The following is a 22,461-nucleotide window of genomic DNA, read 5'->3' as shown; positions in this document are numbered from 1 at the left end:
AGCCATGCAATATGCATGGTTTTTTTGTGTTTTATTCACGTGACCTATCTCTCGTTTTGTTAAATTCTCTGTCCTTTGGTGTGACTGATATGCCACTTGATCCTACATTTTCTCTTAGAACGAACGCTTCACAAAAATCTTATTGATATTCTTGACATTTTGTTGTGATTGCAATGAAAAAATTAAAATTTACAACACAAAATATTACCTATTTGAATGTGACTATGTGGATGTTTTGTTATAAAAGCGAGTTTTTGGCAAAAATGTCGTAGTTTTTGACAAGTATTCTTATCGGCCTCAAAATACACTGCCAGCCATTGATAATCCTCGAAGCGGTTTTCGAGGAGTGAGATTGAGGAACACACATGTTTACAGCTACGAACGTGTTGACACCGGAATTTATCGGGCAGCCGCTTGATAAGTTGTGGTCACTGATCTCGCCATTGTATATGGTGGACGAGTCTCAATGGCTAGAGCAACTATTGCCACTAGCGACGCCGACAGAGGATGAAAAATCGGCGATCACTACCCAAACGACCCAACTTATCGAAGCCATTCGTGCCGATAAGAAGTCAATCCAGATGATTGATGCCCTATTGTTGGAATACAGCTTAGATACTCAAGAAGGTATCTTGCTGATGTGTCTTGCAGAAGCATTAATGCGCATCCCAGATGCCGCGACAGCAGATTCTTTGATTAAAGATAAGTTGAGCGTCGCAGACTGGAAATCTCACCTGAAAAACTCTGACTCTGTGTTTGTTAACGCATCAACATGGGGCCTCATGCTAACAGGTAAAGTGGTTGGTCTTGGTGAGCAAGGCACCCAGAGCCCAGGTCAGGCTGTAAACCGTCTGGTAAATAAATTCTCTGAGCCTGTGATTCGTAAAGCCATGTATCAGGCAATGAAGATCATGGGTCACCAGTTTGTTCGTGGTCGTACGATCGAAGAAGCGCAAAAGAATGGTCGCCCAATGCGCGACAAAGGTTTCACCTACTCATTTGATATGTTAGGTGAGGCGGCGTTAACTACAGCGGACGCGAACAAGTACTTCAAAGATTACCTAATGGCGATCGAAGCGGTAGGTCGAGAGACTTACGGCAATGACACCAGTCCTGCGCCTTCGATTTCCATCAAGCTTTCTGCATTACACCCGCGCTACGAAGTCGCAAATGAAGAACGTGTAATGACAGAGTTGTATGACTCACTAATGCAGCTATTGAAACGTGCAATTGAAGTCGACGTTGCAATCACAATCGATGCAGAAGAAGCGGATCGCCTTGAGCTTTCTCTGAAGCTATTTGAGAAAGTGTACCGTAGCGATCTTGTGAAAGGTTGGGGCAAGTTTGGTTTGGTTATTCAAGCCTACTCAAAACGTGCTCTACCAGTCTTGGTGTGGCTAAACGCACTCGCAAAAGAGCAGGGTGACCTTATTCCGCTGCGTTTGGTTAAAGGCGCGTACTGGGACAGCGAAATCAAGTGGTCTCAACAAGCGGGTTACGCTAATTACCCGGTATACACTCGCAAAGAAGCGACGGACGTTGCGTACCTAGCTTGTGCTCGTTTCCTACTTAGCGAAGGTGTTCGCGGTAATATCTACCCGCAATTTGCAAGCCACAATGCCCACACGGTGACGGCAATCGCCGTTATGGCTGAGCACAAAGAGTACGAGTTCCAGCGTCTGCATGGTATGGGTGATTCACTGTATAACCATGTTATGGAAATGTATGGTCAGCCAGTACGTATTTACGCTCCTGTCGGTAGCCATGCTGATCTTCTTCCGTACTTGGTTCGTCGTCTGCTTGAAAATGGCGCAAACAGCTCGTTTGTACATCGATTGGTTGATGCGCGTTGTCCGATTTACGAGTTGACTCATCACCCTGTTGATGTGTTGACGGGTTTTGACACGCTACACAACGACAAGATCCCATTACCTGCCGACATCTTCCCTGAGCGTAAGAACTCATACGGTGTCAACATTGATATCGACAGTGAGGCGAAGCCATTTGAAGCGCAAGTAGAAAGCTTCATGGACAATCAGTGGGTTGCAGGCCCGATGATCAATGGTGAGCGTTTTGCCGAAAGCATGATCAAGGAAAATGCGGCTGAGATCATCACCGCACCGTACGATCGCCGAATTGAAGTCGGCAAGGTGGCATTTGCAACACTTGATCATGTTTCCGCTGCAATTGATGCGGCGCAAACCGCTTTCTCTGATTGGAAAGGCGTTCCTGTTGAGCAAAAAGCGGCTTGTTTAGAAAAGCTTGCTGACTTAATGGAAGAAAACCTGGCTGAGCTGGTGGCGATTTGTCACAAAGAAGCGGGCAAGACGATTCACGATAGTATTGATGAAGTTCGTGAAGCAGTGGATTTCTGTCGTTATTACGCGAAACAAGCGCAAAACCTACAGCCATTTGAGCTAGAGGGTTTCGATGGTGTGAAACGCATTTCTAGCCGTGAAGGTCTTGGTGTGTTTGTGTGTATCAGCCCTTGGAACTTCCCGCTGGCTATCTTCCTTGGTCAGGTAACGGCAGCACTGATTGCGGGTAACACAGTGGTTGCCAAGCCTGCTGAGCAAACAAGCCTAATTGCCGCTCGCGCTATTGAATTAATGCTTGATGCGGGTTTCCCTGCTGGTGTGATTCAGTTACTTACTGGTCGCGGCGCTGAGATTGGTCATGCACTGACTTCTCATGATGCCATTGCTGGTGTGGCATTCACTGGTTCAACGGCAACTGCGCAACGCATTAACGTCACGCTTGCGGAGCGCAGCGCGAAACCGGTTCCGTTTATTGCGGAAACAGGTGGTCAAAACGCGATGATCGTGGACAGTACGGCATTGCCAGAGCAGGTGGTGCGTGATGTGATTCGTTCGGCGTTTGCATCTGCCGGTCAGCGTTGTTCTGCCCTTCGTGTTCTATTTGTACAAGAAGATGTAGCAGACCGTATGATCAACCTGATTCAAGGTGCGATGAATGAGCTGCATGTTGGTTTACCTTACCTACACAAAACAGATGTTGGTCCGGTTATCGACAGCAACGCAAAACAAAAACTCCTTGCTCACCTTGAGCAAATGAGCAAAACACAGACTAAAGTCGCTCAGCTGCAACTTGACGAATCGTGCCAGTATGGTGATTTTGTCTCGCCAAGTGCGTTTGAAATCTCGGGCATCGATGTGCTGAAAGAAGAACAATTTGGTCCAATCTTGCACATTGTTCGCTTTAAAGCGTCTGAATTACCGAACGTGGTTGCGCAGATCAACAAGACGGGTTTTGGCTTGACGATGGGTATCCATAGCCGTAACGAAACCACGTACCGTTGGATTGAGAAACACGCTCGAGTGGGTAACTGCTACATCAACCGAGACCAAGTTGGTGCTGTGGTTGGCGTACAGCCGTTTGGTGGTCAAGGCTTGTCGGGTACTGGCCCGAAAGCTGGTGGTCCACACTACCTATTCCGCTTTACTCAACATCTTCTTGCTCAAGCAGAAAACGCATAAGGAGTCGCATTATGGTTCATCAGATCACCTATTTTAAAGATGCATTCTCTGCGTGGGAGCAGTGGAATCTGACTGATTTTGATTACAAATGCGAGCATGTTCTGGCATTTAAATCTGCATTAGAAGGGCAGCAGTCTACCGTTGCCAAAGTGGTTTCTTACCACTTGCAACAAGCATCAACTCTTCTTGCAGAAACTCACCAGTTAGTTGGCCCTACAGGGGAAACTAACGAACTGTATGCCGCAGGACGCGGTGTGGCTTTGGTGATTTGTGAAAACAACATCGAGCCTGCTGATAATGCGTTATACAGTGCTTTTGCAATGATCACCTGTGCCTTAATTGCAGGCAACAGCGTGGTCGTTTGCAGTGACAATGCAGAGCTAAACCAACTGGTTAAGCAAGCTGTAGCGTTGGCAAACTTCCCATCTAACTTAGTCCAGATTGTTGCGTACGATGCGTCTGCCCCGTTGCTTGAGAGCGATGTACGTAGTGTGGGTTATGTTGGGCGTTCACAGGTTGAGCATGCGCTCAATCTTCAACTAGCTAAGCGTGACGGTGCAATCGTCGGCTTAGTTTCTGAAACGGATTTAGAGTCACCGAAATTGGCTCATGATCCTCATCTCTCGTTGCGCTTCATTACCGAGCGCACTCGAACGATAAATATTACCGCGGTGGGTGGTAACGCGACTCTACTCGAGTTGGGGAACGAAACTCACTAACCTGACTTGTGATACCAATCTGGAGTAACTGGACTGAGAGCCGGTCCAGATTGGTTTCTTATACTCTGATGTATTGCTGAGACGGTAAAATATCAGGGCAGGCAAGGAAGGAAATAATTATAACGAGGACTATCTAATGATAGAAAATAGCTTTGCTATCACGTCCACTTTTGTGGCGTATTTACTGATTATGGTTGCTATTGGCGTTTACGCGTATAAGAGGACTTCCAATTCATCTGATTACTTCCTAGGTGGCCGTAGCCTAGGTCCGTGGCCTGCTGCATTATCTGCAGGTGCTTCAGACATGAGTGGTTGGTTGCTGCTAGGCTTGCCTGGCTATGCGTACGCTGCGGGTATCGAGGCCTTCTGGTTAGCCGGCGGCCTACTTCTTGGTACATGGGCAAACTGGCTCATCAGTGCAAAACGCCTACGTACCTACAGTATCCAAACTGACGCGTTAACGTTGCCAGAGTTCCTGTCACGTCGCTTCAACGATAAGTCGAAACTGATCCAGACAATCTCTGCGTTTTTCATTCTTCTATTTTTCCTTTTCTACACCAGCTCAGGTTTGGTCGCAGGGGGCAAACTGTTTGAGACGGTATTCGGTCTAGATTACACTTACGCTGTTATCATCGGTACGGTGTGTGTCGTTTCTTACACACTATTCGGTGGTTTCCTTGCGGTATCTTGGACTGACTTAGTGCAAGGTCTGCTAATGGCCGCTGCGCTAATGATTGTTCCTGTTGCAGTAATGGACGGTGGTCTAGGTCAGCTAACTTCTGATCTGCATGACATCAACCCAGAACTTGCAACGCTATGGAATGACGCCAAAGGCGAACCACTGTCTGCGATTGCTATCATCTCTTTAGCGGCATGGGGTCTTGGTTACTTTGGTCAGCCACACATCCTAGCGCGTTTTAAAGCGTCTCGTTCAAACAAAGATCTAACGACTGCACGTCGTATCGCTGTGATTTGGACTGCGCTATCTATGGTTGGTGCAATGCTTGTTGGTCTTGTCGGTCTGGTTTGGGTTACGGGTCATCCGGGCACTCAACTAGAAGATGGCGAGAAGATCTTCATGTTATTGGTTAACGCAGTATTCCACCCTGTCGTTGCGGGTATGTTGTTAGCAGCAATCCTAGCGGCGGTAATGAGTACAGCAGACTCACAGCTTCTTGTTTCATCTTCAGCGCTTGCAGAAGATTTCTACAAGCAAGTATTCAAGCCAGAAGCGTCTTCTGAAGAAATCGTAATGATTGGCCGTATCGGCGTTATCGTTATTTCGCTTGTTGCGCTATTCCTAGCAATGACACCAGATAGTTCAGTACTTGGTCTTGTTTCTTACGCTTGGGCTGGCTTCGGTGCTGCATTTGGTCCTGCGGTTGTACTTAGCCTTTACTGGAGCGGTATGAACCGTAACGGCGCACTAGCAGGTATCCTTGTTGGTGGTATCACTATCGTAGTTTGGAAGCAGCTAACTGGCGGTTGGTTTGATGTGTACGAAATCGTACCGGGCATCATCTTCTCTACGCTTGCTATCGTTGTTATCAGCAAAGCGACAGGTGGTGCAGCGCAAGACGTATTAGACCAACATCAATCGTACGAGAAGAAACTAGTTGAACTAGACTAATTACTTCCTTTTACGAACACAAAGCCCGCTTATACAGCGGGCTTTGTTTTATCTGAACTTAATAAACGTTAATGGTGATTGCTTGAGGCCAGATTTTCACGTCGCTTTATTCTTTGTGAGTGTGTTAGTCACGACGAACTTTGGCGTAAATGACGGTGTTACTCAGCTCGCCAGAAGACGCACGCCGAGCATTGCGTAGCTCACCTTCAAACTCATACCCACAGCGCTCAGCAACCGCACGACTTTTGCGGTTATTCGCATCGGCTAAAATCGCGATTCTTTTCGCGTCCAACGCTTCGAATGCATAGTTTTCAATCGCCGCTACCGCCTCAGAGATATAACCGTAGCCTACCGCGCGATCATCAAGCCAATAGCCAATCTCAAATGCCGGTATCTCTTGATCATGGATCATTAACCCAATGGCACCGAGTAAACGATCGCTTTCCTTGTCGATTAGGTAGTAGCGCAACTCTTCTTCGAAGTTTTCAAAGTTTGCGATGGCTTTCTCTGTCCCTGCAATCATCGCTTCTAAAGTGAGCACGTGAGGTACCCATGGCAGGTAAACTTCAAGCGTTTTTTGGCTACGAACAACGGCCTGATGTGCTTCTTCTGCACGTTCCAAGCAAGCTGGGATGAGATTTAAACGTTTGGTTTCCATGTCGAATCTCCTAGGCTTTTATACTCCAATCGTTTCGTAATGCAGGATTCAGAGCGTTATCACTAAAAAATCATTTAAACAGAAACACTTAGAGACATCTAGCCTTCGCAACAACATTATTCACTTGGTTTGTAAGGGAGAAGCTGAGAGAATTGAGGCGTTATAAACATAAAATGGTTTAATATGAAACTTCTAGTAAGAAACTTAGCTCGTGAGACGACAGAGCAAGACATCCGTACTCTGTTCTCAAACTACGGCAAAGTTGAGCTTTGCACCGTCGTGCTTGATCAAGAGACGGGTTTATCAAAAGGGTTTGGTTTTGTGATCATGCCGGATGAAGCCGAAGCCGTTGCGGCGTTGGAGGCACTAAACCTGTCTTCAGTACATAAGAGCAAGATTCGTGTGAAAGTCGCACAAGACTAGTATTTTTGCCTTTCAAGGTGAAAGATAAAACCAGCTGAGAGGCTGGTTTTTTTAGTGCCTTAATTTTGAGAGGTTGCTACGGTTACTTGAGGCGAAAATATTTGCTGGTATACGCAGACTTCTCGTTCTTTTCCCTGCATTTTGATGATGTGATTGTCGATATACGTCATGCCCAACTTTTGAATGACTGATTGGGATTGTCTGTTTTCGACCAAGTGCATCGCTTTTAGGCCCGATAACTCAAAATGTGGTCTGGCAAACTGAATTAAAGCCATTGACGCTTCTTGAGCAAACCCATTACCCCAGTAATCGACGCCAAGCCAATACCCTAATGTGCCGACTCCCTCGGAGATGTTTAGCAAACTAACAGCACCAATTAACGCATCGTTTTGACGTAGAGTAATAGCATATATGACCCCACTACGTTGGTGATATACGCCAACATGGCTCTTAATCCAAATTTGTGCCATCGGCTCTTCATAGGGATGAGGAATGTTTGCGGTCATATCAGCAATGCTCTTGTCTCCTGCGAGTCGTGCGACTGTTGCGCTGTCTGTCGGATGAAATGGGCGAAGAATAAGCCTTTGTGTCGTGAGCGTTGGTTGAAGCGTCATCGTGCGTCCTTGAGATGAGTCAGTATTGTGGAAATTGCAGATTCACACTGTAAATCAGGCGTGTTTAAACAACCAAGTAATGCCTGAATCGAAAATGTGAGTGAAAGCCATATTTAAAACGCCATAAAATTGATCATTGCAGATTGAAATAGCGAGTAGCAACAATTGGTTATGTGTGATGTGTCGTATTATTACACACATAAGCGCGTTCGTTCATAATAATGGTACAAAAGTTGAGGTCTGACCAATGTCTCAATTTTTTGATACTTTCGTCCAATTTTTTGAAGATAGGACACAAAAAATTAAAGGGGCTTTTTTATTGTGGAATTATTTTGAACAAAATATGTCAATTGTCAGTAGTACTGAAAAATAGGGAGAAGAGAAATGCCGGATATATATTGCGCAGCTTGTAGAAAATCAACGCAACATAAAGTGATCATGAAGCGTTGCGAGCCACAGCCCGTTGATTCGTTGACAGGTAAAGTGGTGAGTTTTACACAGCTGATGGCGAAATTTGTATCAGGTGAACACTACTACGAGATGGAACCACAATACTACTGCCGATGCTGTAATCATCGTGCAATTGGAGAAGTGATTCCTCATCCTACCAGGCATACGTCGGCAGCTCTCTAATTCAGAGCGATAGCTATGATTAATAGCTAAACAGGGCGGCTTGTCCCGCACGCCAGATCTATAAAGGCGTATCACACGCTTTCAAATTTGCGACTCTACGGGAGCCGCTAGATTACTTTTGTTCTTCATACTCGGTTATGGAGAGAGCGGCAGTAATCGCAGCCCTTTCCTTCCTTAGTTATTTTCTAATTATTCTCTGCTGAATTTCACATGCTGTGCATTTGATGGTTTGCAATTGTTTAAGCAACGATTAATGTGATGCTTCCTGAGTGGTTACAAGGATGTGGTTAATGAGTTACCAATTGGACCGGATTGATTTACACATTTTGAGAGTGCTTCATTCAAGAGGCAGAATTCCAGTTGTTGAACTCGCAAAGCAGATCAACTTAACGACCTCGCCATGTTCTGACCGCGTGAAGCGGCTAGAAAAAGAGGGGTATATCAATGGCTACCATGCGGAGCTGAATGCGGAAAAATTAGGGTTGGATGTGCAAGTATTCATCCATATTCGCTTAGACCAAACCAGTTTTTCCATTTTTGAAAAGTTTGCGAAAGCCGTCGAATTGATGCCGGAAATTGAAGAGTGTTATTCGCTCTCTGGGGACTTCGATACCATGATAAAGGTTCGTGTTAAGAGTATGAAAGCGTATCAGGAGTTTATGTCGAGTAAGTTAGGCACGCTTCCGGGCGTAATCCAGACTCGCAGTGAAGTGGTAATTGAAGAACATAAAACAGGATTTGGCGTGAACCCGGAGCTCCTTGGTTAGGCGAGGCTGATGTCTATGACTGCAGCACTTATGCGTTGAGCATATTATTTAACGTGACTTGGCGTATTACTTTTTCAAGATCAAAAAAGGAGCCGAAGCTCCTTTTTGATAAATCGGTGAGCGACTATGCGCCGATAAAGGTGCTGATAACACCAATTAAACCGCCAAAAACACCGCCCCAAACGACTAGCCAGCCAAGGTGTTCTTTAATCATTTTTTGCACCATTTCTTTGACCAGTGCGGGTGTTAACTCGCTCAAGCGCTGATCAATGATGCCTTCAATGTTTTGCTTTATCTCATCCATCATAGCAGGAGATTCGAACTGCTCTTTCAGTGCTTCTTTGATGTTATCGCTCTTGCTCAACTCAATAATGGATTCTTGCATCTTTTCGACGAAAGGCTGCCGCATAGGTTGTAATGCCTCCGCGCCGCCAAACATCGCTAGCATGCCGCCAAATTGAGAGCCTTCGATCACTTCTACCAAAGAATCAAATGCTGGATTTAAATCCACTTTCTCAATCACAGGTTGAAGATCGATGTTTACACCGCCCGCCATTTCTTTGTTCAAGAATCGATCGATGTTCGCTTCGGTAAAGAACTGCTCCATCATCAAGTTTTTGATGGCCAGTTTAAACTCTTCAAAGCGCGCGGGGATCACGCCAGAACCGTATAATCCAGGCACTTTTTCAAACAGCATGTGGATGGCAAGCCAGTTAGTGATGGCGCCTGAGAACGCAAACAGCCCCGCATACCAAAGGTAGTCGTTTTGTAATTGATGACCTCCAGCCATCAAAGCGATAGCGAGGACATTCGTTAGCAAACTTTTGTTCATAGTGACCAGTTATATGTGAATATCGGAATAAATAAGTGGGCCTGATTCTATACCTAAGTCACATTGAGATGCTAGGTTTTGCCGTGATGAGTGACCGTGTTGCGAAGGGATAAAAATGGATGTACAGAAAAACAAAACCCGACAATTACTGTCGGGCCACTGCTTTTTCTTAGAAAAACTAAGATTCTATTTTTAATTTTAGATGCGGTAGATCTTACAACAAAGTTGGCATTTCCATCTTTCTGAGTAGCCGAATAGCTTGTCAGCCCAACTTGGTTTGAGTTGTACGATCTGCATTGAACCACATTTACACATAAGCTAATTACCTTATTGTTAATCTAATAACTAAGCCATCTATTGAGTATAGCTGTTTCTCAAAAAGTGAAATGACAAATGAAGACGGCTCAAAACTCTGTATTGTGTTCATTGCAATGGATACGCAACGAGGCGGTATATTAGCAGAAAAAATGTGAGCTTTATCATGGATGGTGTTTCATATATGAGAAACTATAATGGCTATATGAGTATAGGTTTATCAATAAAAATGAAAAACGGCGCTTCATGCGCCGTTTTTATTGGGTTTCTCGCTAATTAAGAAACGTGTTGATTTTCTAACTCTTCAGCGATAAATCCGCCAGTTTGATGCGCCCAAAGCTGGGCATAAATACCGTTGTTCGCGATGAGTTCTTGGTGGGAACCTTGTTCAACAATACTGCCTTTATCTAGCACGATGAGGCGATCCATTTGTGCGATGGTCGACAATCGGTGCGCAATCGCAATAACGGTTTTGCCTTGCATTAACTCATTCAAGCTTTCCTGGATGGCTGCTTCGACTTCTGAATCCAGAGCCGATGTCGCTTCATCCAGTACCAGCAATGGTGCATCTTTGAGTAGCACACGAGAAATCGCGATACGCTGACGCTGGCCGCCAGACAGTTTCACACCACGTTCACCAACTTGCGCATCGTATCCGACGTTGCCAAATGGGTCGGTCAGTGTTTCGATAAACTCATGGGCATGCGCTTGCTTGGTGGCTTTCAACAAATCTTCTTCTGTCGCATCTGGGTTGCCATACAAAATATTGTCGCGAATCGAGCGGTGCAGCAGAGAAGTATCTTGGGTCACCATACCGATCTTTGAACGCAAAGAGTCTTGTGTGACTTCTGAGATGTTCTGTCCATCGATCTTAATGCTGCCGTCTTCGACATCGTGGAAACGAAGTAACAAGTTCACCAGAGTTGATTTTCCGGCGCCGGAGCGCCCAACCAAGCCGACTTTCTCTCCTGGTTTGATGTTGAGATCGAGGTGGCTAATCACGCCTTTGTTCTCACCGTAATGGAAGCTGACGTTATCAAAGTGAATGCCACCTTCAGTGACTACTAAGTCTTTTGCGCCTGGTTTATCTTTAATATCAATTGGCTTAGAGAGCGTTTTCATTCCATCGACTACGGTTCCCATATTTTCAAAGAGGGCGCCAACTTCCCACATGATCCACATCGACATACCATTTACGCGTAATGCAAGGCTAACAGCAATCGCAATCGCGCCAACGCTGATGGCACTATCCAACCACAGGTAAATCGATAAAGCAGCAACGGAAAAGACCAAAATATAGTTTGAGATCTCTACAGCAACGTCAAAGCCGGTTACTAGGCGCATTTGACGATAGACCGTATTCAAAAACCCCTTCATGCCTTGCTCAGCATATTGGGTTTCGCGCTGGCTATGAGAAAACAGTTTGACGGTTTGAATATTGGTATAGCTGTCGACGATGCGTCCTGTCATTGTCGAACGTGCATCGGCCTGCGCTGAAGCGACGTCTTTGAGCTTAGGGACAAAATAGATTTGGATAGCGATGTAAGCGAGCAGCCAGACAATCATTGGGATCATCAAACGCCAGTCTGCCGTCGCTAACATAATGATCATGCTGGTGAAGTAAACCGTAACATAAACAAACACATCCATAGCTTTCATGACGGTTTCGCGCACAGCTAATGAGGTTTGCATGACTTTAGTTGCAACTCGGCCTGCAAAATCATCTTGATAGAAGTTTAAGCTTTGATTGAGCAAATACCGGTGTGCAAGCCAGCGGATAGACATTGGATAGTTGCCCAATAATGTTTGGTGAACGAGCAACGAATACACGATCACCAAAATGGGCATGACAACCAACAATAAGGTTCCGTAGAAAATTAAATCTGCTTTATTGTCTTGCAAGAACGTTTCTGGATTGCTGGTGGACAACCAATCAACCAATTGTCCCATCGCGCCAAACAACATAACTTCAACGACAGCAACAATCGTGGCCATCAAAGACATGATGATCAAAGGCTTTTCGTAGCCGCGGGTGTAATAACGTAAAAAAGCGAGCATCCCTGAAGGAGGCTGATCCGGTGTGGATTTGGGGAACGGCTCTGTAAAGCCTTCAAATCGTTTAAACATAACTCATCCTAAAGTTAAAACAGTGCCATTTGGGGTGGCTAAATCCATCGATTCACGTTGCTTTGGACGAAGCCGCGTGTATAAGAGTTTTTGGCTGCTCTCGAGAAAGCAGACGGATTGACGAGAGGGGCGAAAAAATAGTCTAACCGATTGTGTTTTAAATGTAACTAGTTGGTTATGGGTGTAGTTGTCTATGGTTCTGATTCTTATGATGAATTCTTCGCATGTTTATCGCGATGCCATAAAACCTTAAACCTGCATAGTGACAATAAAAATTCGGGAGGAATAAGCTAAGTGCAGTGAAAATTACTTCTAGATAATTAAATTAATTGTGAAAACAGCAAAACTGAAGTTAACAATAAATTTACAATCTCCTCATTCTAGTGATAAGGAATGTATTGGATGCTATTACACGAATCAGTGACCCAATTTGCTAATGGGAAAGAAGAAAGCACGCAAAGTGCTCAGCGCCAAACCGCAAACTGCGTAGTGATGGTGCCACCGAAAGAGTTTCGTTTTAATGAAGAAACCGCACAAGATAATGAGTTCCAACATAAAGTGTCACTCAGCCAAGAAGAAGTCTCGCGTAGAGTGATGGCCGAGTTCGCGAGTATGGTAGCTACGCTGCGTCAAGAGGGCGTTCAAGTTGTTGAGTTTGATTATCCAGCTTCTGATGTTGCGACGCCAGATGCGGTATTTCCAAACAACTGGTTTAGCACTACGCCAGATGGCACGTTGTACACCTTTCCAATGGCCTGTGAAAACCGTCAAAAAGAAGTGCGTCCCGATGCGCTTGTGGCGGCACTAGCGCAAGCTGGGCGAGAAGTTCATCGACGTAGCAGCCTAACTGAATATTTTGATGAGCAAGCGTATTTAGAAAGCACGGGTGTGATGGTCTTTGACCACTTAAATAAAACGGTCTATGCCGCACTTTCACAACGTTGTGATCGTCTGGTTTTAGAAGATTACGCCGATCGTATTGGCTATGAACGAGTGATCTCTTTCCAAACCCGTTTGCCGTCTGGTGCGCCTATTTACCATACCAACGTGATGATGGCTGTGGGTGAGCAGTTCTGCGTGATTTGTGACGAAGTGATCCCAGAATTTGAGCGTCGTTTTGTGATGAAATCACTCGCCAAAGATAAGCAAGTGATCTCTATTTCGATTGAGCAAATGAACCAGTTCTGCGGCAACATTCTTCAGTTGGAAACCATCAATGGAGACAAAGTCATTGCGATGTCGCAATCGGCATACGATGCTTTCTCTCCTGCACAAAGAAATCAACTTGCGACGCACGGTAAATTGCTGCCATTCGATGTTTCTACCATAGAATCTATTGGTGGTGGCTCGGTTCGCTGTATGTTGGGTGAGGTATTTTTGCCTAGTCGACAAGCGGTGTTATAAACAATATTGCGCAGTTTTGCTTGCAAATGCAGGTGACGTTCATTCTATCCCAAATAATAAAACCGTTAGCCTCGAGGCAGTACGAGGTTGACGGTTTCACTTTCTAGCTTCTTCCTAGGATATTCCGAGCTTAACCCATACTCTCGCGCAAAGACTTGATGTCTTTGGATGGTGGCGCACCAAATAAACGGCTGTATTCACGGCTAAATTGAGAAGGGCTTTCGTAACCCACTTTAAACGTAGTCGCCATGGCATCGAGGTTTTCTGTCAGCATTAAACGCCGAGCTTCGCTGAGTCTTAATTTCTTTTGAAATTGCAGTGGCGTCATAGATGTCATAGAACGAAAGTGGGTATAAAATGCCGATTTACTCATGCCACTGTATGCGGCTAACTCACTGACACTTAACGGCTTTACGAAATTATTCTTCAACCAATCAATGGCCTTCGCGATTTGATGGCTGTGACTTCCTGCAGTCACGATTTGATTAAGACGAGCGCCCTGTTCGGTGATTAACAGTCGATAAAAAATCTCTCGTTTAATAATCGGCGCTAAAATTTTGATGCTTTGTCCTTCATCCAGCAGCTCTATTAAACGCAGAAAGGCGTCAAGTAATGGCTCCGACAACTCTCCAACCGCTATGCCTTTTTGTGCTTCTTTGCTTTGATTAAACGTCAGCTCACTATCGACAATAAGTTGAGATATTTCAGTCAGATCCAGCTCCATAATCACCCCTAAATAAGGTTTATCTTCACTGGCTTCAATGATATTGGCGATAATCGGCAAGTCGACAGAGGAGATTAAAAAGTGGTTCGCATCGTAAACAAAGCTATCTTCACCCAACAACACGCGCTTTCTCCCTTGAGCAATTAAGCAAATACTTGGGTTGTGGGTGTAGCTTGTCGGTGGTGTTGGAGTTGCCCAACGACTGAACCTTAATCCTGGAATTTCTGTGTCATATTGGTTCGCGCCATTTGCCCATTTCTCAATGTGCTTGGCAAGCTTTTCTATTGCACTGGCCAGGGTTGACGAAGTGTTTGACGGTAGCTCTTGCATAGGTCAGTGCTCTCCTCTGGTTGGCCTCAGGTTCGGTGTTAACGGCATGCGATTTCTGCCTTTGTAGTTAACGCCTCTTCGGAGTCAATTAAGCGACTTCATTAAGCATAGTTATAACAGTTCATTTCTTTAAGTAAAGAATATTGGGCAAGTGTCTATTTCGAGGTTAAGCGATCGGAGATCGATCTTTCTGCTTGATTGTCGAGCGAGGTAATTGTCTCTCATGAACTTTATTCTTTAAAAATCAAGCTATTATTTTTTTGCTGGGTTTTTGGTCCGTTTTTCTAACCGTCTCAAGTATGGTTGTCTTTTGTATTGGTTTGGAATATTGGGCAAGTATTAGCAAAGAATAGGCTAACGGTCATCTATCAAAGCGCAATACAGTGAACCTATGGTTTGGTGAGTTGTAAGCACTCAAGAACACTATTTGGAGTCATGATGAATAACAAAAGCAATACTCAAATCCCTGACGTACTGCAAGCCGGTGTATTTCAAGGTCGAGGCATTTTCGAGTTTGGTGAAAAGAATGAAGCGTATGCGGATTACTTTACCGGTACGAGTTATCTGGCGTTGCTCAATCAGCCTGGTCTTATCGTGGCGAACGTAACGTTTGAACCAGGGTGTCGCAATTTTTGGCATATTCATCATGAAGGTGGGCAGATTCTGTTAGCGACAGGAGGGCGAGGTTGGTATCAAGAATTTGGCCAACCAGCACAAGAGTTGAATGTTGGCGATGTCGTGCATATCGCGCCAGGTACTAAGCATTGGCATGGCGCAGCTAAAGACAGTTGGTTCTCACATGTTGCAATAGAAATACCGGCTGAAGGCGCAAGTAATGAATGGTGCGAACCAGTCTCTGATCAAGAGTACATGCAACTAAAGTAGCCCGAGCTAAGTTTTCAGTGAGAAAAGGGAATCTCGATGAGACAAGCGTACCGTTTCAATCAGTGGGTGAGATGCGTTTTGGTGAGTAGTGCCTGGATGTTCCCCTGCATTGTAAACGCAGAAGTTAATAGCGCTGGATTGGAGGAAAATATGGTGAAAATTCGTTTTATTTTCGATGATTGCAGTGTTTTAGGTACATTGAAGAGCAGTGCGAGTACAGACGATTTTGTTCGTCAATTGCCTCTAACATTAGATCTACAAGACTACGCAAATACAGAGAAAATTGCTTACTTACCGAATAAGTTAACTCGCGAAGGCGCACCTTCTGGAACTCAATCAAAAACGGGTGACATCTCTTATTACGCCCCTTGGGGAAATTTAGTTATCTTTTATAAGGACTTTGGTTACGCGTCTGGGCTAATTAAATTAGGTCAAATCGATGATGGTATTCATTGCTTTATTTCGAAAGAAACAAACCGTGTCACGATCGAAAAAGTAAATTAATGACCTAGTTAACAATGTGAATTATTAATGTAGAAATCAGAACGCTAATAAATATATTTCTAGAACTTCTATGGATTAGAACACCGTTACATAATGGAATTTTGATATGAAAGCATTAAAAAAATCTGTTAAATCAATATTAATATTGGTGCTCACTATGACAACGCTATGCACAACGAATATCGCTTCAGCATCAGAAATATTCAGTGACAAAGAGCGAGCTATTATTCCTATTTCTGCTTTTACTGCGAGTGGTGAAATAGAAAAACTAACACAAAGCCTTAATGATGGGTTAGACGCAGGCCTAACGGTCAACGAGACAAAAGAAGTGCTGGTTCAGTTGTACGCGTATGCTGGATTTCCGCGCAGTTTGAATGGACTAGCAACATTTATGACGGTGTTGGAGGAACGTAAAAGCCAAGGTATTACTGATACCTTAGGGCGAGAATCAAGCGCGTTACCTAACGATAAAACCAGCTTAGAATTTGGCGCTGAAAACCAAACACAACTTGTTGGTGCAGAAGTAAAAGGCGCGCTATTCGATTTTTCTCCGCAAATTGATGAATACCTAAAAGCACATTTGTTTGGTGATATTTTTGAACGCGATGTGCTCACTTGGAAAGAGCGTGAAATTGCTACGATTGCAGCATTAGCAAATATGAACGGTGTTAATAGCCAATTAGCAGCTCACTATAATATCAGTATGAATAACAATGTTTCTCTTAAAGAGTTAGAGGAATTTATTGTTGTATTAAATGAGTGCTGTGGTGAACGTGTGTCTAACAATGCTCAATCGGTCCTAAAAACAGTTTTGGAAAAATAAATATTATTTGGCCAATCATATCAATTAGAAAGGAATTCGTTTTATGAAAAATAAATCATCATTGTTTATTTGGTCTGTGCTGTTGTCGACGGGATTTATGCTTCCAATCGCTCAAGCAGCCGATGGTAACTCATCTTCGCAGCAAGTTTATCGCTCTGCTGATCAGAAATCGTTTCAAGGACCTGAAAACCTATTTACCGGGAAAGTTAACGTCGAGATGTTGTTTCCTGAAAACGAAGTTGCAAACTACAGCGCCGCCTATGTCACTTTTGATGCAGGAGCTCGAACCGCTTGGCATACTCACCCAGCAGGACAACACATGATCGTCACTTCTGGTACCGCACTTACAGGAACGCGTGATGGGCATGTAATTCGATTTGCTGCTGGTGATAGTGTTTGGTGTCCTCCTGGTATCGACCATTGGCACGGTGCAACACCAAATGTGCCAATGACTCACCTAGTGGTTACGGCGTCAAAAGACGGTGAAAACGTTATCTGGAAAGAGCAAGTTACCGATGGTCAGTATGCAGCAGGACAGCAATAACAAAGGCCACGTTTTTATAGCGAGCGCAGAGCTTTTACTCTGCGTTTTTTATTGTCTTGTTGGGCCAACCAAGCGCATTTCCCAATCCTCAACTTCGCCAGTTTCTAGGCGGCGCTCGACCAACTTGCCCCAAGATTCAACCAATGGAAGTTCTGCCAGTTGGCTTAGCTCTATTTTATCCAGGCAGCCAGTGAAAACCGCGCCCATGATGCGAGCCAGTGGCCATTCTGGATAAGGTCTTTCGCACAGAATAATCTCGTCACCTGCACCGATATCGCCTTCTTCCAGCACTCGGAAATACCAGCCTGTTAGAAGCGTATCTTGCAGTCTTCTCGCCATGTCGTGTTGGTCAAAGCGTACGTTAAGTTTCCAACAAGGCATGCGACCTTGCGACACTTCAAGTAGTGTTGAGCCGATACGGATTTTATCTTTCAAGCAAATCGTGGATTCGGTGACGCCCTCGGAGCTGATGTTTTCGCCAAAGCCGCCAGCGGATTGGAAAATAGTTCTTTCGCCTAATTCTTGTTGCCAGATTGGGTAGTGCTCGCTTGGGTAAATATGAAGCGCTTTTTGAATTCCACCATGAAAGCGCGGATCGCCTTGCTCATCACTGGTAAAACCAAGCTCTGTAGCGTGCTGGCGCTCAGGCAGCACTTGTTTGTTGATTGCGCTTTGCGCTCCATGAGCATAAGGGACGGTTTTCCCTGCTAGCACAGCTTTTACGACGCCGATTTTCTTCATGTAACCTCCTTATTATTTGAATGAGAGATAAAGTGTTAACCTTCATTCGCGATGCGGAGCATGATAGCCTAGTGAACTTGTGTCGGAATAGGGATGAAAAGACAACTAACAATGCTAACTCGCCAAATTGATTCGAAGTCAGGCGTCGTCACCTCCAATGAGATGATGGCTGCGAATCCCCATTCCCCTGTTTTGGTGAAAACCATCGACATGCCAAAAGGTTACATTGATGCGCTGCATCAACACACTTGGCATCAAATCATCTTTCCTATCAAAGGGTTATTGCAAACGCAAACGGAGCATTATCAGCATTTGGTTCCGCACACTTCTGCGTTATTTGTTCCTGCGGGTGTTCAACACGAGTCGATTGCTCTAAGCAACACGATATTTGTTGGCATTTACCTCAACCCTGAGTTTGGCGCAACGTACGAGCCACAAGTGAGAACCATTGCTTTAACGCCGTTTTTAAATGAGCTTTTACAAGAGATCCGCAGACAGTGTGAAGGTGAGACAAGCCACGAAGAAGTGCTGCATTTGCTGGTGGTGTTGCATGATCAAATTTTGAAAAGCAACGTGCAGACATTTCAGTTATTGCTGCCACAAGACAGACGACTAAAACTGATTTTCGAACAGTTGACCGACGAGCCCGCGTTGAGCTGTTCGCTAAAAGAGTGGGGGGAGAAAATTGGGGCGTCTGAGCGCACTTTATCACGGTTGTTCGCCAAGGAATTCAACACGTCATTTCTGCTTTGGCGGCAACAAATTCGGCTAATTTACTCGCTTTCTTTGTTAGATGAATCGTTGCCAATCCAAGCCATTGCAGACCTAGTGGGTTATCAAAACGACTCATCCTACATCAAAGCATTTAAAGCCTATTTTGATATGACGCCACAACAGTTTAGAGTGAACGGCGCATCGCGCAGGTAGAAATACAGAGCTTCGACTTCACTTAATGCTTTTGAGAAGAAGTCGCGAAACGTCCCTTTTTAATTTCAATTACATGGTATGAATAACAATGGCACCAACGATAAATACTCGAGTGAACCAATTCTGTTTTGGTCAGCCCAAAACGTCGCTGTCGTTGGAAAAAGAGCCCCTCAAACCGCTTGTTCAGGGCAAGATTCGGGTGAGGCTCGAAGCTACAAACATTAACCCAAGTGACTTGCTTTCCATTTATGGTGTTGGGCAATACCGCCGCGTTCACGTACCACCTCGCGTGCCGGGATTTGAAGCGGTTGGGCGTGTGGTGGACGTCAGTGCTGTTGGTCAAACTGGCCTTCAAGTTGGGCAAAAAGTGTTGGTGGCGATGAGTGGTACTTGGCAATACTGCATAGATGCTTCGCCTGAGAATCTTTTTCCGCTACCTGAAAGTTTGGATAACGGCTATGCCTGCCAGTTGTACATCAATGCGCTAACCGCGTGGGTTATCACCACGAAAGTGGCTAAGTTGAACAAAAGTGATGTGGTGATCATCAATGCGGCAGGGTCAGCGATCGGTAAGATATTTGCCCAGCTTGCTCATTCACTGGGTTTTACACTGATTGCTGTGACTTCAAAGCCAGACGAGTATCCATACGATACGATTCCAGTGTTGGACGCGAAGCAAGACTTACACGTGCAACTGCAAACGCGCAAACTGCCACAACCAACGGCCGCTTTGGATGCGATAGGTGGTGAGGCTGGCACGTATCTCATTCGTACCTTGAAAGAAAACGGTCAATACATCAACTACGGAACGTTGTCGTTGGCGCCTTATACGCCGGCGTTTTTTGAATCGATGAAGACCAACAACATCGACTTTAGCACCTTCTTTTTGCGATATTGGGAAGAGTCGGTAGGTAAAGGCGGGAGAAAAGCGGTATTCGCTGAAATGTTAGACCACTTTATTGCCAACGATATAAAGTTAAATGTAGCGTCTGAGCTGCCACTAGAGGATTTTCAAACTGCGATTGAAATGGTTGAGCAACGCTCATCGGCAGTGTCAGGAAAAATCATTTTGACGCTATGAATTACAGTGAGTCTGTTGAGAAAAGGGAGGATAAAATCCTCCCTTTTTGATGGGTTATTTGTAATGATGGGACTATTTTAGATGGAAAATTTGTTCTGTTTCGAGCGATGTCATCGTACGTACTTGACGCCAAATGTAATAAAAAATACCGAACATCATTAACATGCTTGGAATTGCAATCATCGGGTAGCTGTAAAGCGTCATCTTACCCAACTCTTCATTAAAGGCAGCCGTGCCCGAAGGACTGGTCACGATCCAAGTCGCAAGGAAGTAGTTCATCGCGGATGAGAACGCAAAAGTACTCGCAAACAGATAGTTTGATGACATTAGACAACGTTCAAATGCCTCTGATTGACCGTTCTCTTTCAAGCGTTCGTTAATCAGCGATAAATTCAATACCGTGTCATTCAGTACTAACTTCTGCATCAGTGGGTAGCGGGTAAACGTTGAGCCCAAAACCGCTAAACCGATCAGGCCAGGGATCAGGGCTTCTTTCAAGGCTAGCCAACGTGTATCAAGCTCTAACAAGCCAATGCCGCCAGTTAATAAAACACTGATAAAGCCAAGTGCAGAAATAAAGTTAAATTTCTTGTTCCGGACAAGGTCCATACCGCCGTAAATGATAGGAAATAGCAAAGCGACAACCAGCGCCATTGCTGTTCCTAGGTGTTCATCGCCGCTAAACTTCATCAAGATAAAGGAAGGGATGAATACGTTAAAAAGAATCTCGAATAGGGGATTCGGCTTTTTCGCCGTTGTGTTACTCATAATGTTTTACTGACTCTACTCTATGTCGGCTGTTATTGTACTTTGACGAGAAGTGTTCATCTAGTCGCGCTTGATGTAAAGCGTTAAAGCGCCGAGTTGTGTAACGACTTATGAAATAGACCGGAGCATAGCCAGTTAGTTGACATTATTGACTACTTTTTTGTGTCTTAATCGCGCTCCCTCTGCGCAATGATCTGATTGCGTGCTCTGAATAATCGAGTCGCCACGGTGTTGTGATTAAGCTCTAAGACTTGAGCAATTTCATTATGATTAAACCCGACTACGAGTTTTAAGACCAATGGCTCTCGGTATTTGGGTTCGAGAATCATCATTTGTTTTTGAAGCCAATCTTGTGCCATGTAGTGGTCACTGCCAGGGTAGTTTTTTGCCTGTATTACACACTCATCAATATCGACAAAATCGTACTGCTTTTTATCAAAGCGCCGAGCATTCTCACGACGCAAAATGGTGATGAGCCAAGGCTTCGCGGCATTGGGATCATTTAAGTTATCAAAGAATCGCCACGCTTTCAGGAAGGTGTCTTGCGCCAAATCTTGAGCAAGGTGATGATCTTTGCATAGCCAATATGCGAGACGATAGATATCTTGGTATCGCTCCTTCGTCAGTGCTTCGTATCGTTTGTGTTTTTCCATAGCATTAAGATCAGAAGTGTAGAGCTGAGTAGCAAGGTAACCTCTGAAGCTCAAAGGTTACCTGCGGTTTTGTTCTTGCCCGCTTAAAATGGCTGGGTAGAAAAACGTGAGTATTGAAGGGCGTCTGCGACTTCTTGAGCTTTAGATTCCGAAGTCATGAGATGCAGCAATTTAAGGGCGGCTTGATAGCTAACTAGGCTGCCGTTTGAGGTGATGACACCCTCATCAACAACAAAATTCTGGTCGACCTGTACATCAACTGCTGGATAGTCTTTTTGTAATCCGTTTTCACCTCCTGCCCATGTCGTCGCTTTCTTACCGTTTAAAAGGCCAGCCTCGGCCAATAGATACGCACCAGAGCAATTACTTGCCATCCAATCTGCCGCCTTTGATGTGGTTTGAATAAAGTGAATGAGATCCTTGTTTTCGATTAGCGCATCCATGTCGTAGCTGGATGTTAAAACCAGCACGTCGAGCTCCGGCTGATCGCCAATCCAAGCATCCACACCAATTTTTAATCCCTCTTCAGTGGTGATGGTTTTCTGCTCAGAGACGGAAATAGTGAGCACTTCATAATCACTAAACCAAGTCAGCCGACTTGCGACACCAAAGACCTCTAACGGCGCAGTAACATCAGAGGTCAATACGCCGTCATAAACCAGAATGCCAATGCGTTTATCCGCCGCATGTGCCGTTTGAAGCATCCCAAAGAATAGAACTAAGGTCGCTATCAATAGTTGTAGTGCATTCTTTAATCCATTTTTACCCATTGTTTTTTCCTCGCTAACAGAGCATCAAGTTATTGAGATTCATTATATTTGGGCTGATTGGTGATTGAAGAGCCACTTTGTCTTTACTAAAG

Annotated in this window: 22 protein-coding genes; 13 read left to right on the top strand and 9 right to left on the bottom strand. The window is 44.7% G+C overall.

Translation table 11 applies throughout. The features are described 5' to 3' along the window. The first annotated feature begins 365 nt into the window (after positions 1-365). The 3 genes from putA (at position 366) to putP (ending at position 5,846) form a co-directional block, all read left to right on the top strand. Positions 366-3,497, top strand: a complete 3,132-nt coding sequence (gene putA / locus L3V30_RS11015) for a bifunctional proline dehydrogenase/L-glutamate gamma-semialdehyde dehydrogenase PutA (RefSeq protein ID WP_237308919.1) — start codon at positions 366-368, stop codon at positions 3,495-3,497. Positions 3,498-3,508: 11 nt separating this feature from the next. Beyond that, entirely contained in the window at positions 3,509-4,216 is a 708-nt protein-coding gene (locus L3V30_RS11010; protein WP_237308918.1) for a 1-pyrroline-5-carboxylate dehydrogenase, read from the top strand. A 136-nt stretch (positions 4,217-4,352) separates the two neighbouring features. Beyond that, positions 4,353-5,846 carry a sodium/proline symporter PutP gene (putP, locus tag L3V30_RS11005; RefSeq protein WP_005392162.1) on the top strand — a complete coding sequence of 498 codons (1,494 nt, stop codon included), beginning with the start codon at positions 4,353-4,355 and terminating at the stop codon, positions 5,844-5,846. Between the two features lie 124 nt (positions 5,847-5,970). Here putP and L3V30_RS11000 read toward each other — a convergent pair whose 3' ends face one another. Further along, positions 5,971-6,504, bottom strand: coding sequence for a GNAT family N-acetyltransferase (locus tag L3V30_RS11000; protein WP_237308917.1), 534 nt, complete (start codon positions 6,502-6,504; stop codon positions 5,971-5,973). A 183-nt stretch (positions 6,505-6,687) separates the two neighbouring features. On the opposite strand from L3V30_RS11000, the gene L3V30_RS10995 reads away from it, so the two are divergent. Continuing rightward, the gene (locus L3V30_RS10995; protein WP_005392166.1) at positions 6,688-6,927 is read left to right on the top strand and encodes an RNA-binding protein; all 240 of its coding nucleotides are present in this window, start codon (positions 6,688-6,690) and stop codon (positions 6,925-6,927) included. Positions 6,928-6,986: 59 nt separating this feature from the next. Here the strand turns inward: L3V30_RS10995 and L3V30_RS10990 are convergent, their stop codons facing one another. After that, on the bottom strand, positions 6,987-7,541 hold the full coding sequence (locus L3V30_RS10990; RefSeq protein ID WP_237308916.1) for a GNAT family N-acetyltransferase: 555 nt from the start codon (positions 7,539-7,541) through the stop codon (positions 6,987-6,989). Between the two features lie 384 nt (positions 7,542-7,925). On the opposite strand from L3V30_RS10990, the gene L3V30_RS10985 reads away from it, so the two are divergent. Both L3V30_RS10985 and L3V30_RS10980 read left to right on the top strand, forming a co-directional pair. Next, positions 7,926-8,174, top strand: coding sequence for a hypothetical protein (locus L3V30_RS10985; protein ID WP_012842405.1), 249 nt, complete (start codon positions 7,926-7,928; stop codon positions 8,172-8,174). Between the two features lie 290 nt (positions 8,175-8,464). After that, on the top strand, positions 8,465-8,941 hold the full coding sequence (locus L3V30_RS10980; RefSeq protein ID WP_006740877.1) for an Lrp/AsnC ligand binding domain-containing protein: 477 nt from the start codon (positions 8,465-8,467) through the stop codon (positions 8,939-8,941). A 124-nt stretch (positions 8,942-9,065) separates the two neighbouring features. Here L3V30_RS10980 and L3V30_RS10975 read toward each other — a convergent pair whose 3' ends face one another. Together L3V30_RS10975 and L3V30_RS10970 are read right to left on the bottom strand one after the other, a co-directional pair. Beyond that, a complete protein-coding gene (locus L3V30_RS10975; RefSeq protein ID WP_005392172.1) occupies positions 9,066-9,773 on the bottom strand; it encodes a hypothetical protein in 708 nt (235 codons plus the stop codon). 591 nt (positions 9,774-10,364) lie between these two features. After that, complete coding sequence (locus tag L3V30_RS10970; protein ID WP_005392176.1) at positions 10,365-12,215, bottom strand: ABC transporter ATP-binding protein; 1,851 nt, start codon at positions 12,213-12,215, stop codon at positions 10,365-10,367. Between the two features lie 402 nt (positions 12,216-12,617). On the opposite strand from L3V30_RS10970, the gene L3V30_RS10965 reads away from it, so the two are divergent. Then, on the top strand, positions 12,618-13,619 hold the full coding sequence (locus L3V30_RS10965; protein ID WP_237308915.1) for an arginine deiminase-related protein: 1,002 nt from the start codon (positions 12,618-12,620) through the stop codon (positions 13,617-13,619). Between the two features lie 130 nt (positions 13,620-13,749). On the opposite strand, the gene L3V30_RS10960 is transcribed toward L3V30_RS10965, so the two are convergent. Beyond that, a complete protein-coding gene (locus L3V30_RS10960) occupies positions 13,750-14,673 on the bottom strand; it encodes an AraC family transcriptional regulator (RefSeq protein ID WP_237308914.1) in 924 nt (307 codons plus the stop codon). Between the two features lie 435 nt (positions 14,674-15,108). Between L3V30_RS10960 and L3V30_RS10955 the strand changes: the two genes are divergently transcribed. The 4 genes from L3V30_RS10955 to L3V30_RS10940 all read left to right on the top strand — a co-directional run bounded on the left by L3V30_RS10955 (position 15,109) and on the right by L3V30_RS10940 (position 17,429). Continuing rightward, entirely contained in the window at positions 15,109-15,558 is a 450-nt protein-coding gene (locus tag L3V30_RS10955) for a cupin domain-containing protein (protein ID WP_086015559.1), read from the top strand. Between the two features lie 150 nt (positions 15,559-15,708). Then, positions 15,709-16,062, top strand: coding sequence for a cyclophilin-like fold protein (locus L3V30_RS10950; RefSeq protein WP_225461427.1), 354 nt, complete (start codon positions 15,709-15,711; stop codon positions 16,060-16,062). 106 nt (positions 16,063-16,168) lie between these two features. Beyond that, positions 16,169-16,885, top strand: a complete 717-nt coding sequence (locus L3V30_RS10945; RefSeq protein WP_237308913.1) for a carboxymuconolactone decarboxylase family protein — start codon at positions 16,169-16,171, stop codon at positions 16,883-16,885. Between the two features lie 43 nt (positions 16,886-16,928). Beyond that, entirely contained in the window at positions 16,929-17,429 is a 501-nt protein-coding gene (locus L3V30_RS10940) for a cupin domain-containing protein (RefSeq protein WP_237308912.1), read from the top strand. Positions 17,430-17,477: 48 nt separating this feature from the next. Here L3V30_RS10940 and L3V30_RS10935 read toward each other — a convergent pair whose 3' ends face one another. Next, the gene (locus L3V30_RS10935) at positions 17,478-18,170 is read right to left on the bottom strand and encodes an MOSC domain-containing protein (RefSeq protein ID WP_237308911.1); all 693 of its coding nucleotides are present in this window, start codon (positions 18,168-18,170) and stop codon (positions 17,478-17,480) included. Between the two features lie 111 nt (positions 18,171-18,281). Between L3V30_RS10935 and L3V30_RS10930 the strand changes: the two genes are divergently transcribed. Beyond that, on the top strand, positions 18,282-19,097 hold the full coding sequence (locus L3V30_RS10930) for a helix-turn-helix transcriptional regulator (protein WP_237308975.1): 816 nt from the start codon (positions 18,282-18,284) through the stop codon (positions 19,095-19,097). 88 nt (positions 19,098-19,185) lie between these two features. Further along, a complete protein-coding gene (locus L3V30_RS10925) occupies positions 19,186-20,178 on the top strand; it encodes a zinc-dependent alcohol dehydrogenase family protein (RefSeq protein WP_237308910.1) in 993 nt (330 codons plus the stop codon). Between the two features lie 72 nt (positions 20,179-20,250). Here the strand turns inward: L3V30_RS10925 and L3V30_RS10920 are convergent, their stop codons facing one another. The 3 genes from L3V30_RS10920 to L3V30_RS10910 all read right to left on the bottom strand — a co-directional run bounded on the left by L3V30_RS10920 (position 20,251) and on the right by L3V30_RS10910 (position 22,369). Beyond that, positions 20,251-20,946, bottom strand: a complete 696-nt coding sequence (locus tag L3V30_RS10920) for a VC0807 family protein (protein ID WP_046875662.1) — start codon at positions 20,944-20,946, stop codon at positions 20,251-20,253. A 167-nt stretch (positions 20,947-21,113) separates the two neighbouring features. Continuing rightward, positions 21,114-21,599, bottom strand: coding sequence for a sigma-70 family RNA polymerase sigma factor (locus L3V30_RS10915; RefSeq protein ID WP_237308909.1), 486 nt, complete (start codon positions 21,597-21,599; stop codon positions 21,114-21,116). 83 nt (positions 21,600-21,682) lie between these two features. Beyond that, positions 21,683-22,369: a DJ-1/PfpI family protein gene (locus tag L3V30_RS10910; protein ID WP_046875663.1), complete on the bottom strand. Its 687-nt coding sequence runs from the start codon at positions 22,367-22,369 to the stop codon at positions 21,683-21,685. Positions 22,370-22,461: the final 92 nt, after the last annotated feature.

The organism is Vibrio sp. A1-1, from assembly GCF_021728175.1.
Classification (GTDB): Bacteria; Pseudomonadota; Gammaproteobacteria; order Enterobacterales; family Vibrionaceae; genus Vibrio; species Vibrio diabolicus.
Note: the sequence above shows the minus strand (reverse complement) of the source record. Positions and strands in the feature narration are given on the sequence as shown.

Bases quoted from the DNA above. Each gene is read 5' to 3' on its own strand.
- L3V30_RS11010 (WP_237308918.1), top strand. From the start codon at position 3,509: ATGGTTCATCAGATCACCTATTTTAAAGATGCATTCTCTGCGTGGGAG.
- putA (WP_237308919.1), top strand. From the start codon at position 366: ATGTTTACAGCTACGAACGTGTTGACACCGGAATTTATCGGGCAGCCG.
- L3V30_RS10960 (WP_237308914.1), bottom strand. From the start codon at position 14,673: ATGCAAGAGCTACCGTCAAACACTTCGTCAACCCTGGCCAGTGCAATA.
- L3V30_RS10920 (WP_046875662.1), bottom strand. From the start codon at position 20,946: ATGAGTAACACAACGGCGAAAAAGCCGAATCCCCTATTCGAGATTCTT.
- L3V30_RS10995 (WP_005392166.1), top strand. From the start codon at position 6,688: ATGAAACTTCTAGTAAGAAACTTAGCTCGTGAGACGACAGAGCAAGAC.
- L3V30_RS10975 (WP_005392172.1), bottom strand. From the start codon at position 9,773: ATGAACAAAAGTTTGCTAACGAATGTCCTCGCTATCGCTTTGATGGCT.
- L3V30_RS10945 (WP_237308913.1), top strand. From the start codon at position 16,169: ATGAAAGCATTAAAAAAATCTGTTAAATCAATATTAATATTGGTGCTC.
- L3V30_RS10985 (WP_012842405.1), top strand. From the start codon at position 7,926: ATGCCGGATATATATTGCGCAGCTTGTAGAAAATCAACGCAACATAAA.
- L3V30_RS10930 (WP_237308975.1), top strand. From the start codon at position 18,282: ATGCTAACTCGCCAAATTGATTCGAAGTCAGGCGTCGTCACCTCCAAT.
- putP (WP_005392162.1), top strand. From the start codon at position 4,353: ATGATAGAAAATAGCTTTGCTATCACGTCCACTTTTGTGGCGTATTTA.
- L3V30_RS10965 (WP_237308915.1), top strand. From the start codon at position 12,618: ATGCTATTACACGAATCAGTGACCCAATTTGCTAATGGGAAAGAAGAA.
- L3V30_RS10970 (WP_005392176.1), bottom strand. From the start codon at position 12,215: ATGTTTAAACGATTTGAAGGCTTTACAGAGCCGTTCCCCAAATCCACA.
- L3V30_RS10915 (WP_237308909.1), bottom strand. From the start codon at position 21,599: ATGGAAAAACACAAACGATACGAAGCACTGACGAAGGAGCGATACCAA.
- L3V30_RS11000 (WP_237308917.1), bottom strand. From the start codon at position 6,504: ATGGAAACCAAACGTTTAAATCTCATCCCAGCTTGCTTGGAACGTGCA.
- L3V30_RS10980 (WP_006740877.1), top strand. From the start codon at position 8,465: ATGAGTTACCAATTGGACCGGATTGATTTACACATTTTGAGAGTGCTT.
- L3V30_RS10950 (WP_225461427.1), top strand. From the start codon at position 15,709: ATGGTGAAAATTCGTTTTATTTTCGATGATTGCAGTGTTTTAGGTACA.
- L3V30_RS10925 (WP_237308910.1), top strand. From the start codon at position 19,186: ATGGCACCAACGATAAATACTCGAGTGAACCAATTCTGTTTTGGTCAG.
- L3V30_RS10990 (WP_237308916.1), bottom strand. From the start codon at position 7,541: ATGACGCTTCAACCAACGCTCACGACACAAAGGCTTATTCTTCGCCCA.
- L3V30_RS10940 (WP_237308912.1), top strand. From the start codon at position 16,929: ATGAAAAATAAATCATCATTGTTTATTTGGTCTGTGCTGTTGTCGACG.
- L3V30_RS10935 (WP_237308911.1), bottom strand. From the start codon at position 18,170: ATGAAGAAAATCGGCGTCGTAAAAGCTGTGCTAGCAGGGAAAACCGTC.
- L3V30_RS10910 (WP_046875663.1), bottom strand. From the start codon at position 22,369: ATGGGTAAAAATGGATTAAAGAATGCACTACAACTATTGATAGCGACC.
- L3V30_RS10955 (WP_086015559.1), top strand. From the start codon at position 15,109: ATGATGAATAACAAAAGCAATACTCAAATCCCTGACGTACTGCAAGCC.